This is a genomic window from Bradyrhizobium manausense (assembly GCF_001440035.1).
GTDB classification, from domain to species: Bacteria; Pseudomonadota; Alphaproteobacteria; order Rhizobiales; family Xanthobacteraceae; genus Bradyrhizobium; species Bradyrhizobium manausense.
In genome coordinates this window covers 219,063-231,329 of sequence record NZ_LJYG01000016.1, presented here as the reverse complement: position 1 = coordinate 231,329, position 12,267 = coordinate 219,063, and the positions used below count along the sequence as shown (strand labels likewise).

The 12,267-nt window shown below is 66.2% G+C and carries 14 protein-coding genes; 12 read left to right on the top strand and 2 right to left on the bottom strand.

Annotated elements, in window-relative coordinates:
* Nucleotides 1-322: 322 nt before the first annotated feature.
* The 6 genes from AOQ71_RS03600 (at nt 323) to lpxK (ending at nt 5,870) form a co-directional block, all read left to right on the top strand.
* Nucleotides 323-1,720: a TldD/PmbA family protein gene (locus AOQ71_RS03600; protein ID WP_057741758.1), complete on the top strand. Its 1,398-nt coding sequence runs from the start codon at nt 323-325 to the stop codon at nt 1,718-1,720.
* Complete coding sequence (locus tag AOQ71_RS03595) at nt 1,707-2,519, top strand: 3'(2'),5'-bisphosphate nucleotidase CysQ (RefSeq protein WP_057741755.1); 813 nt, start codon at nt 1,707-1,709, stop codon at nt 2,517-2,519. The genes AOQ71_RS03600 and AOQ71_RS03595 overlap by 14 nt, the downstream gene beginning before the upstream one ends.
* Nucleotides 2,520-2,581: 62 nt before the next feature.
* Nucleotides 2,582-2,830, top strand: a complete 249-nt coding sequence (locus AOQ71_RS03590; RefSeq protein WP_057741752.1) for a DUF4170 domain-containing protein — start codon at nt 2,582-2,584, stop codon at nt 2,828-2,830.
* A complete protein-coding gene (locus AOQ71_RS03585) occupies nt 2,827-3,540 on the top strand; it encodes a lysophospholipid acyltransferase family protein (protein WP_057741749.1) in 714 nt (237 codons plus the stop codon). The genes AOQ71_RS03590 and AOQ71_RS03585 overlap by 4 nt, the downstream gene beginning before the upstream one ends.
* Nucleotides 3,503-4,861, top strand: a complete 1,359-nt coding sequence (locus AOQ71_RS03580) for a 3-deoxy-D-manno-octulosonic acid transferase (RefSeq protein ID WP_083513901.1) — start codon at nt 3,503-3,505, stop codon at nt 4,859-4,861. The genes AOQ71_RS03585 and AOQ71_RS03580 overlap by 38 nt, the downstream gene beginning before the upstream one ends.
* Nucleotides 4,854-5,870 (top strand): tetraacyldisaccharide 4'-kinase, encoded by a 1,017-nt coding sequence (lpxK, locus tag AOQ71_RS03575; RefSeq protein WP_057741743.1) that lies wholly within the window; start codon nt 4,854-4,856, stop codon nt 5,868-5,870. Before AOQ71_RS03580 ends, lpxK begins: the two co-directional genes overlap by 8 nt.
* A 195-nt stretch (nt 5,871-6,065) precedes the next feature.
* Here lpxK and AOQ71_RS03570 read toward each other — a convergent pair whose 3' ends face one another.
* Nucleotides 6,066-6,287, bottom strand: coding sequence for a DUF2093 domain-containing protein (locus AOQ71_RS03570; RefSeq protein ID WP_057741740.1), 222 nt, complete (start codon nt 6,285-6,287; stop codon nt 6,066-6,068).
* A 209-nt stretch (nt 6,288-6,496) separates the two neighbouring features.
* On the opposite strand from AOQ71_RS03570, the gene AOQ71_RS03565 reads away from it, so the two are divergent.
* Together AOQ71_RS03565 and AOQ71_RS44715 are read left to right on the top strand one after the other, a co-directional pair.
* Entirely contained in the window at nt 6,497-7,327 is an 831-nt protein-coding gene (locus AOQ71_RS03565) for a dienelactone hydrolase family protein (RefSeq protein WP_057741737.1), read from the top strand.
* A gap of 122 nt (nt 7,328-7,449) precedes the next feature.
* On the top strand, nt 7,450-7,623 hold the full coding sequence (locus tag AOQ71_RS44715) for a hypothetical protein (RefSeq protein WP_162268303.1): 174 nt from the start codon (nt 7,450-7,452) through the stop codon (nt 7,621-7,623).
* 294 nt (nt 7,624-7,917) lie between these two features.
* Here AOQ71_RS44715 and xseA read toward each other — a convergent pair whose 3' ends face one another.
* Entirely contained in the window at nt 7,918-9,540 is a 1,623-nt protein-coding gene (xseA, locus tag AOQ71_RS03555; protein ID WP_057741731.1) for an exodeoxyribonuclease VII large subunit, read from the bottom strand.
* A gap of 136 nt (nt 9,541-9,676) precedes the next feature.
* Here xseA and AOQ71_RS03550 point away from each other — a divergent pair, with 136 nt between their 5' ends.
* The 4 genes from AOQ71_RS03550 to AOQ71_RS03535 are packed head-to-tail and all read left to right on the top strand — an operon-like array spanning nt 9,677 to nt 12,139.
* On the top strand, nt 9,677-10,687 hold the full coding sequence (locus tag AOQ71_RS03550; protein ID WP_057741728.1) for an alpha/beta hydrolase: 1,011 nt from the start codon (nt 9,677-9,679) through the stop codon (nt 10,685-10,687).
* Entirely contained in the window at nt 10,684-11,274 is a 591-nt protein-coding gene (locus AOQ71_RS03545) for an inner membrane-spanning protein YciB (RefSeq protein ID WP_057741725.1), read from the top strand. The genes AOQ71_RS03550 and AOQ71_RS03545 overlap by 4 nt, the downstream gene beginning before the upstream one ends.
* An 11-nt stretch (nt 11,275-11,285) precedes the next feature.
* A complete protein-coding gene (locus AOQ71_RS03540; RefSeq protein ID WP_057741995.1) occupies nt 11,286-11,840 on the top strand; it encodes a hypothetical protein in 555 nt (184 codons plus the stop codon).
* A complete protein-coding gene (locus tag AOQ71_RS03535) occupies nt 11,840-12,139 on the top strand; it encodes a winged helix-turn-helix domain-containing protein (RefSeq protein WP_057741722.1) in 300 nt (99 codons plus the stop codon). Before AOQ71_RS03540 ends, AOQ71_RS03535 begins: the two co-directional genes overlap by 1 nt.
* The last annotated feature ends 128 nt before the right edge of the window (nt 12,140-12,267 follow it).

Below are 12,267 nucleotides of genomic sequence, written 5' to 3'. Positions count from 1 at the left end.
CCGGCGGGGTTGACCCCGCATATTGCTGTTTGACGCCTCACGGCCTTCGTTCTCCCCGCCAGGATTATGTTCCCGGTCGATGTGAGGAGCTTAGCGCGGCGGCTTCCGAAACCGCTTAAAAAGGCTGGTTAATCCAACCTCACCGCCCGCCATGATTGACAAGACCTTGGCGCGCATGATTGACGAGACGTTGCGCGAAAGCAGCGAATCTGAGCCTCCTGCGGACTGAAAATGCTTGAAGTCCGCACCATTTGGGCACATCTGGTGTTCAGGGCCTAAGATCGCCCCGAAACCTCCCGCGCGCCCCAACAGGATTTCGTTTGTGAACTCTTCACCATCCGCAAGCTCGACGCTTCAGTCCAAAGCCACCAGCGCCCTGTTTGACCAATCCGCGCTGTCGGATCTGGCGCAACGCCTGGTCGAGGCGGCCAAGCGCGCCGGCGCAGATGCGGCCGATGCAGTCGCGGTGCGCGGCGTCTCGCAGGGCGTCGAGGTGCGCGACGGCCGCGTCGAGGAATCCGAGCGGTCCGAGGGCGACGATGTCGGCCTGCGCGTGCTGGTCGGCCAGCGCCAGGCCGTGGTCTCGACCAATGACGCGAGCGGCGATGCCGTCACCAAGCTCGCGGAACGTGCGGTGGCGATGGCGCGTGTCGCGCCTGATGACAAATATGTCGGCCTCGCCGATCCTGCGTTGCTGGCGCGTGACTTCCCCGATCTCGACCTGCTCGATCCCAACGTGCCCGCAACATCAGAGCTGGAGCGCCGCGCGCTCGAAGCGGAGGCCGCCGCACTTGCCGTGAAGGGCGTGTCGAAATCCGGCGGCGCATCCGCCTCCGCGGGCATGGGCGGCATGGTGCTCGTCACCTCGACCGGTTTCCACGGCTCTTACCTGCGTTCCAGCCAGGGCATCTCGGCGACCGCCATCGTCGGCGAAGGCACCAGCATGGAGCGCGACTACGACTTCACCTCGGCGCCGCACGCTGCCGATCTGTTGTCGCCGGAAGCCGTCGGCCGCTCCGCCGGCGAGCGCACCGTGGCGCGCTATAATCCGCGCAAGGTCGAGACCTGCAAGGTGCCCGTGGTGTTCGATCCTCGCGTCGCCGGCTCGCTGGTCGGCCATCTCGTCGGCGCCATCAACGGCGCCTCGATCGCGCGCAAGACCAGTTTCCTGAAGGACAGGCTCGGCCAGCAGCTGTTTTCGAAAAACATCCGCATCATCGACGATCCCTTGCGCAAGCGCGGCCTGCGCTCGCAGACCTTCGACGCCGAAGGCGTCGCGGTGAAGCGGACCGCGCTGGTCGACGACGGCGTGCTGACGACCTGGCTGCTCGACTGCGCCACCGCGCGCGAGCTCGGTCTCACCACGACAGGCCACGCCCATCGCGGCGTCTCGTCCTCGCCCTCGCCCGGGCCGTATAATCTGCATCTCGAAGCCGGCACACTGAGCCCGGCCGAACTGATCGCCGACATCGGCCAAGGTTTCTACGTCACCGATCTGATCGGTTCCGGCGTCAACGGCGTCACCGGCGATTACAGCCGCGGCGCCTCCGGCTTCTGGATCGAGAATGGCGCGCTCACCTATCCCGTCAGCGAGGTGACGATCGCCGGCCATCTGTTCGAGATCTTCAAGTCGATGCAGCCGGCCAACAATCTCGAGTTCCGCTACGGCATCAATGCGCCGACGGTGCGCATCGAGGGACTGACGCTTGGCGGACGCTGACTTTTCCGACACGACGACACTGACGCGTGACGCAGCGCTGCTGCAGGAGACGGTGCGGGAGGCGGGAAGCCTGGCGCAGTCGATGTTCCGCACCACACTGAAGAAGTGGATCAAGGGCGCGTCCTCGCCGGTCTCGGAAGCCGACATCGCCGTCAACGATCTGCTCGAAGCGCGCCTGCGCGGTGCCACGCCCGACTATGGCTGGCTGTCGGAGGAGAGCGCCGATGATCAGGCGCGGCTGTCGCGGCGGCTGACCTGGGTGGTCGATCCCATCGACGGCACCCGCAACTACCTCAATGGCCATGACGAATGGTGCGTCAGCGTCGCGCTGGTCGAGGTTTCAGCGCCGGTGCTGGCCGCGGTCTACGCGCCTGCGACGAACGAGTTCTTTTTCGCCGCCCGCGGCCAGGGCACCACGTTGAATGGCAATCAGGTCCGGGCGACGCCCGGCTCCTTGCTCGACTTCGCCCGCATGGCCGGCCCCAAGCCGATGGTCGAGCGACTCAATGCAAAGGTCGGCGACGTCAAGCTGCATCCGCGAATCGGTTCGCTCGCGCTACGGCTGTGCCGGGTCGCCAATGGCGCCCTGGATGCGGCTTTTGCGGGCGGCAATAGCCATGATTGGGATCTTGCGGCGGCCGATTTGATCGTGCAGGAAGCGGATGGTAGGATGAGCGACCTCTCTGGAGGTCCCATCCTTTATAATCGCCGGGAAGTGACGCACGGGGTGCTGGTGGCAGCGGGACGCGATCGTCATGCGAGCATTGTCGCGCATTTTCGCAATCGTCCCTTGCCCTGAAGCGCCCGTCGGCGTGCTTGTCGACCACTGCTTTGCCGGGCAGCCTGTTAGGAACCGAACTCATGTCAGATAGTGCCCCGCAACAACTGCTTCACCTCGTCATCGGCGGTGAGCTGCTTGACCTCGAGCACAACACCTTCAAGAATCTCGACGAGGTCGAGATCGTCGGCCTCTACCCGAACTATGCGTCCGCCCACGTCGCCTGGCGCGCCAAGGCGCAGAGCACGGTCGACAACGCGCAGATGCGCTATTTCATCGTCCACCTGCACCGGCTGCTCGACCCGAATCAAGAAACGAAGCCGGCGCGTTGAAAAAACTGCTTCGCAATACGCTGCGAAGCAGCTGGTTTCAGCGTGCCGTCGGGGTCCTGGCGGCCGAATATCTGCGTCTGGTGTGGCGGACCAACAGGTTCACGTTCGATCCGCCTGACGTCTATCAGCTGGTCGAGCCGCAGATGCCGGCGATCTTCGCGTTCTGGCACGGCCAGCATTTCCTCACCCCGTTCATCAAGAACAAGGACTGGTACCGCGCCAAGGTGCTGATCTCCCGCCACCGCGACGGCGAGTTCAACGCGGTTGCCGCCGAGCGGCTCGGCATCGGCACCATCAGGGGGTCCGGGGATCACGGCGGCGCGTTCCACCGCAAGGGTGGTGTCGGCGCCTTCAGGGAAATGGTGTACACGCTGCAAGACGGTTGTAATGTCGCGTTGACCGCCGATGTCCCCAAGCGTTCGCGCGTGGCCGGCCTCGGCATCATCATGCTGGCACGGGAATCGGGGCGGCCGATCATGCCTTTTGCGATGGCGACCAGCCGCTTCATCCGGCTCAGGAACTGGGACCGCACCACCATCAACCTGCCGTTCGGCCGGGGCGTCCTGGTCGGCATCAAGGAAATCCGCGTTCCCGCGGACGCTGATGCCGCGAAGATGGAAGAGCTGCGGCAGGAACTGGAAGATACGCTGAACCAAGCCACCAGCCGCGCCTATGCGCAGCTCGTCCGCAAGGGGCCTGCAGATGGCTAGCTCGTTGCCCCACGCGCTTCCCAAGTCGCTGCCAATGACGCTGCGGATGTATCGCCGCCTGACGACGAGCCTCGTGCCGCTCGCGCCTGCGCTGATCAAGCGGCGGCTGCGGCAAGGCAAGGAAGACCCCGCGCGCGTCGGCGAGCGGCGGGGGCTCAGCAGGGACGTGCGGCCGCACGGCCCGCTGGTCTGGATCCACGGCGCCAGCGTCGGCGAGGTGCTGGCCGCGGCAGCGCTGATCGAGCGCCTGCGCGATCTCAACCTGCGCATCCTGCTCACGTCGGGCACGGTCACCTCGGCGGCCGTCGTGGCAAGACGCTTTCCGCCCGACGTCATCCATCAATACGTGCCGTATGATTCCCCGCGCTATGTCGCGCGCTTCCTCGACCATTGGAAGCCGTCGCTGGCGCTGTTCATCGAATCCGACCTGTGGCCGAACCTGATCCTGGCCGGCGCGGCGCGCCGCGTGCCGATGGTGCTGATCAACGGGCGGATGTCGCCGCGCTCCTTCCCGCGCTGGCGGCGGATGCACGGCACCATCTCGGCGCTGCTGTCGCGCTTTGATATCTGCCTCGCGCAGTCGAAGACCGATGCCGAACGCTTCGCCGCGCTCGGCGGCCGTGACGTCGTCACCACGGGCAATCTCAAGCTCGACGTGCCGGCGCCGCCGGCAGATCCCGCCAAGCTCGAACGGCTGATGACGATGACGCGCGGCCGGCCGATCATCGTCGCGGCCTCGACCCATCCGGGCGAGGACGAGATGCTGGTCGCGGCCCATCGCAGCCTCGTCGGCATCTTCCCGCAGCTCTTGACCGTGATCGTGCCGCGGCATCCGGATCGCGGCTCATCGATCGCTGGCATGATCGCGGCGTCGGGCCTGGAGCCGGCGCTGCGCTCACGCGACGAGCAGCTGGCGGCGACGACCGATGTCTATGTCGCCGACACCATGGGCGAGCTCGGCCTGTTCTATCGCCTCTCGCCGATCGTGTTCATGGGCAAATCGCTGGTGGGAGAGGGCGGCCAGAACCCGATCGAGGCGATCAAGCTTGGCGCTGCTATCGTCCACGGCCCGAACGTTGCCAATTTCAGCGAACTCTATGCGGCCCTCGACCAGAGCGGCGGTGCGCGCCAGGTCGACACGCAGGAGGCGCTGACGAAGCAGCTCGCCCTGTTGCTGGCCGAGCCAAGCGTGCGCGACAAGATGCAGCGCGCGGGAAGCGGCGTGGTCGAGCAGCTCGGCGGCGCGCTCGATCGCACCATGGCGGCGCTCGAGCCGTATCTGATGCAGTTGCGGATCGAGATGGGAGCCGCCAATGCGTGAGCCGGCCTTCTGGTACCGGCCGCGCTCTCCGAAGTCGCATCTGCTCAGCCCGCTCGGCGCACTCTATGGCGCCATCACCGCGCGCCGCATGGCGCGCAGTGGATTTGACGCCGGCATTCCCGTGCTCTGCGTCGGCAATTACCATGTCGGCGGCGCCGGCAAGACGCCGACCGTGCTGGCCCTGACCAAGCTGCTGCGCGAGCTTGGCGAGAGCCCGGTCGTGCTCAGCCGCGGTTATGGCGGGCGCTTGCGCGGCCCCGTCATGGTCGATCGGATGCGTCACACCGCCACTGAGGTCGGCGACGAGCCCTTGATGATGGTGCGCGACGTGCCGGTCGCTGTCGCGCGCGACCGCCTCGACGGTGTCGCGCTGGCGAAGTCGCAAGGCGCCACCGTGATCCTGATGGACGACGGCTTCCAGAATGCAAACCTCTTGAAGGATGCCTCGCTGATCGTGATCGACAGCGAGCGCGGCCTCGGCAACGGCAAGGTGTTTCCGGCCGGCCCTCTGCGCGCGCCGCTCAAGCCACAGCTATCGCGCACCGACGCGCTGGTGCTGATCGGCGACGGCCATGCCGCGGACGATGTCGCGGCTGAGATTGCCGAACGTGGCAAGCCGGTGCTGCGCGCGCGGCTGAAGCCCGATGCGGACTCGGTTGCAAGACTGCGGGGCAAGCCGGTGTTCGCTTTCGCGGGCATTGGCGATCCCGAGCGTTTCTTCCGCACCCTTTGCACCGGCGGCATCGACGTCGCGCGCACGCGTCCCTTCGCCGATCACCACATGTTCTCGCGCGACGAGCTCGCCGCGCTCACGGCCGACGCGAAAGCCGGGCAGCTCACCCTGGTGACGACGGAAAAAGATCTCGCGCGCCTGCGCGGCATTGATGGCGTGCCCGACGGCATCGTGCCGTTCAAGGTAGCGCTCGAATTCGACGATCCGGCCAGACTCAAGCAGCTGATCAGCGATCATCTCTACAAGGCCCGCGAGCGCCGCTTCAGCAAGCGATGACCTCGTAAGGGCGGGTTAGACCTGCAACCGCGCAAAGCGCAGTTGCAGGGCGTAACCCACCAACTTCGCCCGCATTCGCTGAAGCACGGTGGGTTACGCCTCACAGATGCGCTTCGCGCATCCGCGCGGCTAACCTTCCCTACGGCAGTTCGCTATTCAGCCGACGTTCATCGCTGGCCATCTATGGCTACGAGATCACGGCTTCGGCGCGCCGGGAAAATGCCGCTGCAGCACGGCGGCGGGCGTGGCGTAGGCCTCTTGCAGGTCCACGCTCCAGTACTTCAATTCGTCGAGCGGAATCCGCGTGTCGGTCACAGCGCAGCGTACGAAAGTCCCGGGCGAGATCACGCGGAAATCGCCGTCGAGATATTGCACCTGGGCTTCGCCATGGCCCGAGGGGCCGAACTTGTTCAGCACGGTCGAAAGTCTCCGTGGGAGGCCGCTTCCAGGAACACCTTTAGGGCAACCCCTGATGGGTGAACCTTGGAGGGCACGATGTGTTGGACCTGACCTAGCATAGATAGGACGGCTTGTCCGCCCGTTAAACCCACCGGTTTGTGATGTTTTGCCGCCGTTACCGCATGATAATTCTGGAGGCCGTGCGGCACCTCCTGCGACAGAGTCCGATGCGCGCCTTAACTTCCGCCCTGTTCCTGGCACTGCTGATGTCGGCCGCGCAGGCCGCGCCGGCGCCTGTGCCGCAAGCGGTCGAGATTCCGCTGTCGTCCGGCGTCCTGCATGCGCAGCTGTTCAAGCCCGAGGGCGAGGGGCCGTTTCCGACCGTGATCGCGCTGCACGGCTGCGGCGGCCTCGGCAGTCATTCCGATTCCGTCCAGCCGCGCTATCGCGATTGGGCCGAGCGCCTGCTCAAGGCGGGCAATGCAGTGCTGCTTCCGGACAGCTATGGCTCGCGCGAGCTCGGGCCGCAATGCCGCGTCAAGGACATCCACGTCAAGGCGCGGCGCGAGCGTGTCACCGACATCGCGGCGTCACGCGCCTGGCTGATGAAGCAGAGCTGGGTGGCCCGCGACCGTGTCAGCCTGATCGGCTGGGCCAATGGCGCCAGTGCGCTGCTCTGGGCGGTGCGGCCGCAAGCCGCCGCGCGCGATGCGGGCCCGGACTTCCGCGCCGCGATCGCGTTCTATCCGGATTGCCGGATCTCGGCCGGTCTCGGCTGGAGCACGCGGGTGCCGACCTTGGTGCTGATCGGCGCCAATGACGACGTCTCCTCGCCCCCGGCCTGCCGCCAGATGGTGGACGGCGCCCATGGCCGCAGCGCGCTCGCGCGCATCGTGGTCTATCCCGGCGCCTATCACGATTTCGACCGCGCCAACACGCCGCTGCACGCAGTTAGCGCCAGCCCTGATGCCGCCGTTCCCGAGCACGGCCATCTCGGCACCGATTCCGCGGCGCGGGCGGAGTCGCAGAAGGAAGTCGCGGAGTGGCTGGCGCGGTGAGGACGGTGTCGTAGCCCGGATGGAGCGAAGCGCAATCCGGGAAAGTCTCACCGCAGCAAGAGATCCCGGATGACGCTTGCGCTTCATCGGGTTACAAGCAGCCGACGCGCCTTAGTTCGACCATGATGTCAGCTAAACGCATCACCATGCGCAACCGCATCGTCATCTTCTCATCGGCCCTCGCCATCTTCACCGTCGCGATCTTCCTGTTCGAAGCCCACGCCGGCGCACCCCAGCTCGCCCCGGAACATTGCGGCTTCTGGACCACGATGGACGCGGGATTGTCCTGCCGCTGAGCGGGCTGCTTCAACGCCGTCATTGCGAGCGCAGCGAAGCAATCCAGAATCTTTCCGCGGAGGGATTCTGGATTGCTTCGTCGCAAGAGCTCCTCGCAATGACGGGGATGAGAGCGCGCGCTCCCAACTCCAATGTTGTCCCGGCCTAGCGCGCAATTGCGCGCGGGGAACCGGGACCGATACCGCGCGATCGATCGGTTGCGGTCGGTCTACGTACCGAACGACAAGTCTTCGCCGAACTTCTCCCTGGAGTATGGGTTCCGGCCTTCGCAGCGAGAGGCAACGCCCCCGACCTCAGAACAGACTGCCCTGATCGACCGGCTTGGCCACGCGCCTCTGTGCCGGCTTTGTCTCCTGCGCCGCAGCCTTCGGCTGCACCGGCGCACGCCTCGCCACCGCCGCCGGCCGATCGGCATCCGCAGTCGCGCCGACGCGGCCATCCGCGAACTCGATCTCGACGCGTGCACCGGGCCCGATCGCGTCGGCCGAATGCAGCGGATGCCCTGAATCATCGCGCACCAAGGCAAAGCCGCGGGCGAGCACGCCGCGATAGGACAGGGCGGAGAGCAGCTTGCCGCTGTTCTCGACGCGGGCATCGAGCCGCTGCAGCAACGTCACCAGCGCGCGGCCCGCCCGCTCGGAAAGCCGCTGCGTACGCTCGCGCTGGCGGAGAATCGCATTGCGCTGGGCCTGCGCGTTGGAGAGCTTCGAGGCCCGCAGCCGCACTTCAAGTCCGGCGAAGCGGTCGCGCCGCCGCCTGAGCAGCGAGCGCGCCGACAGGCCGAGCCGCTCGCCGCAGACGGTGAGCCGGTGCCCGGCCTGCGCGATCTGGCCGTGCAGCACCCGCAGCGTCAGCTTCGAGCCAGCCGCGGTAAACCTGCGGAAATGCGCATGCGTGTTGGCCTTGAGGCAGCGGGGCAGGGACGCGCCCGCCGAATCCAGCCGCTGCCGCGGGATCGCCAGCAGGTCTGATGCCGCCGGCAGCGCACGCGCGGCTGCGCGAAGCTCGTTGCGGCGGTTTTCGTGGCCACGCTGCCAACAGGCGCGCGTGCGCCGCGCCAGATCAGCCACCTCGACGAACAATTCGCTGCGGACCGGCACCGCCATCTCCGCGGCCGCCGTCGGCGTCGGCGCGCGCTTGTCGGCGACGAAATCGATCAGCGTGATGTCGGTCTCGTGCCCGACCGCCGAGATCAGCGGGATCATGCTCTCGGCCGCCGCGCGCACCACGATCTCCTCGTTGAACGACCAGAGATCCTCCAGCGAGCCGCCGCCGCGCGCGACGATCAGCACGTCGGGCCGCGGAATTCTGCCGCCTTCAGGCAGCGCGTTGAAGCCGCGGATCGCGGCCGCGACCTGCTCGGCCGAGCCTTCGCCCTGCACCTTCACCGGCCACACCAGCACGCGGCGGGGAAAGCGGTCCTCGAGCCGGTGCAGGATGTCGCGGATCACGGCGCCGGTCGGCGAGGTGACGACGCCGATCACCTCGGGCAGCCAGGGCAAGAGCTGCTTGCGCGCCTCGTCGAACAGGCCCTCGGCGGCGAGCTTCTTCTTGCGCTCCTCCATCAGCGCCATCAGCGCGCCGATGCCGGCCGGCTCCAGCGCCTCGATCACGATCTGGTATTTCGACGAGCCCGGATAGGTGGTGAGCTTGCCGGTCGCGATCACCTCGAGCCCCTCCTGGGGCTTGAAGCGCATGCGGCCGTGCACGCCCTTCCAGATCACCGCCTCGATCTTGGCGCTCTCGTCCTTGAGCGCGAAATAGCAATGGCCGGAGGAATGGGCGCCGCGGAACCCGGAGATCTCGCCGCGGACCCGGACATGGCCATAGGTGTCCTCGACCGTCCGCTTCAGCGACTGGGACAGCTCGGAAACGGTGAATTCAGGCGCGTTGTGAAGTTGTTCCGCAGGCGGCATCTGGCAAACGATTCGGCATGTTGGGGTCATCAGGACGTTAAGGATTTTCGCTCCGGAGCGCGAATCCGCCTCTTGATCGCAAGAGTACTCTGTAATATAGAGTTCTCTATTGATGTTCCAATGAAGGAGTTCGACCATGGCGATGCGGCTGCTCCGAGGGGTGCTGGGCTTGCTCAAATGGGGTCTGTGCGCGGTCGGCGCCGTCGCCCTGGTCTTTACCGCGCTGGTCGCGACGCCGCTGCAGCGGCCGCCCGAGCTGCGCTCGGTCTCGGACTCCGCCAAGGGCATCGACTGGTCCACCCTGCCGCCGCTGGAGCACTTCCAGGCCCGCGACGGCAGCTGGCTCGGCTTCCGCCACTATCAACCGAAGGGCGCGGAGACCGGTCGCGGTGCGATCTTCATCCACGGCTCGTCCGGCTCCTCCGGCACGGTCAACCACGCGCTGACGGCGGCGCTCGCCGCGCACGGCGTCGAGACCTGGGCGCTGGACACGCGCGGCCACGGTGCCTCGGGCACGCGCGGCGATATCGGCTATGTCGGCCAGCTCGAGGACGACCTCGTCGATTTCGTCGCCCATGTCCGCAAAAGTGCGCCGGAGCTGCCGCTGACGCTGATCGGCCATTCCGCCGGCGCCGGTTTCTCGCTGCGCATTGCCGCGACCCCGATCATCCAGGATCTGTTCGTCCGCACCGTGCTGGTCGCGCCCTATCTGGGCTACGACGCGCCGACCAACGTCGCGCATTCCGGCGGCTGGGCCAATGCCGATATCCCGCGCTTCCTCGGCCTCACCGCGCTGCGCAAGCTCGGCATCGATTGCTGCGCGCAGCTGCCGGTGCTCGCTTTCGCGGTGCCTGCGAATTCGGAGCGCATTCTCACCGCTGTTTATTCCGACCGCCTGATGCGCAATTTCGCCACGCACGGCTATCGCCTCGATCTGCCCGCCGTGACGCATCCGATGACGATCTTCGGCGGCGGCGAGGACGAGATGATGATTTCAGGCAAATATGCGGAAGTCGTGCAGGCGATCAGGCCGTCCATCGACGTCAAGATCATCGACGGCGTCAACCATATGGGCATGGTCACCAATCCGAAGGCGGTCAATGCGATCGCCGAGGACGTGGCGACCAGAGGGGCGGGGCAATCATGAAAAATCTGCTCCAAGCAGGGAAATTGCTGCTGCTCGACATGGCGGCGACGCTGTTCTTTCTCGTGCTCTATCTGCTGACCCACAACGTGACCCTGTCGGTCGTGCTCGGCATGGCGCTCGGCCTCGCCCAGATCGGCTGGCAATTCGCGCGCAGCAAGCCGATCGACATCATGCAATGGATGAGCCTGTTTCTGGTGCTCGGCGCCGGCACCGTCACGCTCATCACCAACGATCCGCGTTTCGTCATGATCAAGCCGAGCGTGATCTACGTCATCGTCGGCATCGTGATGCTGAAGCGCGGCTGGATGAACCGCTATCTGCCGCCCGTGGCGATCGAGCTGGTGCCTGACATCGCCATCATCGTCGGCTACGCCTGGGCGGCATTGATGTTCTTCTCTGCCGCGCTCAACGTGATCGTGGCGCTCAACTTCGACGTCGCGACCTGGTCGGCGGCGATGTCGATCTATGGCATCGTCAGCAAGGCCGTGATGTTCCTGATCAGTTACGCAGCTATGCGCACCATCGCCGTTGCGCGGCGCCGGCGTGCCGCCGCTCGCGCCGACGATGTTGCGGTGATACCGGGTTGATGGTGACAGCCATGATCGACAGCAAGCAGGCGGCTGAAGCGCTGGCCGAGATCGATGACATCGTCCAGCGCGTGCGGCAATCGCGGCTCTACGAACTGGCGAGCCTCGCGGCGATCTGGTGGGGCGTTCTGGTCTTCGCCGGCAACCTGGTAACTTGGGCGTGGCCGCTCTATGCGGGCTACGCCTGGATTGCGGTGGATGTCGTGGGCGTCGCGGGTCTGGTCGCGCTTCGCGTCTTCAATCCGCCGCATCACGCCTATGGCGCCGCCTTCGATATCAGGCTGCTGCTGGTCTTCGTGCTGTTCTTCGCCTTCGGTTATCTCTGCACCAGCGTGATCGGCCAATTCGGCCCGCGCCAGCAGGGCACGTTCTGGCCGCTCTACTTCATGCTGTTCTACATGCTGGCGGGGCTCTGGTTCGGCACCGCCTTCGTCGCGATCGGCCTTGTCATCACCGCGCTGACATTGATCGGCTTCTTCTATATCGGCGCCGCCTTCCCGCTCTGGATGGCCTTCGTCAACGGCGGCGGCCTGATCCTCGGCGGCCTCTGGATGCGGCGGATCTGATGGCCGAGCTCGACGACATCATCCATCAGCCGTTGCGGCTGAAGATCATGGCGGCCCTGAACGCCCTGCCGGTCGCCTCAGGCCTGGAATTCGCCCGGCTGAAAAAACTCACCGGCGCCACCGACGGCAATCTCGGCGCCCATATCGAGACGCTGGCGAAGGCCGGCTACGTCTCGGTCGACAAGGCTTTTGTGGGCAAGAAGCCGCAAACAACGGTGACCGCCACCGCCGCCGGCCGCGGCGCCTTCGCGCGGCATGTGGCGACGTTGCAGGAGATCATTGCGGGGAAGCAGGTGTAGAATCCGCCGTCGTCACGGCACGCACGCATCCTTCCTTCGTCATTCCGGGGCGTCGCGAAGCGACGAACCCGGAATCCATTTCGCCCCAACGCTGCCGCCGGATGGATTCTCAGCTGCGCAATTGCGCA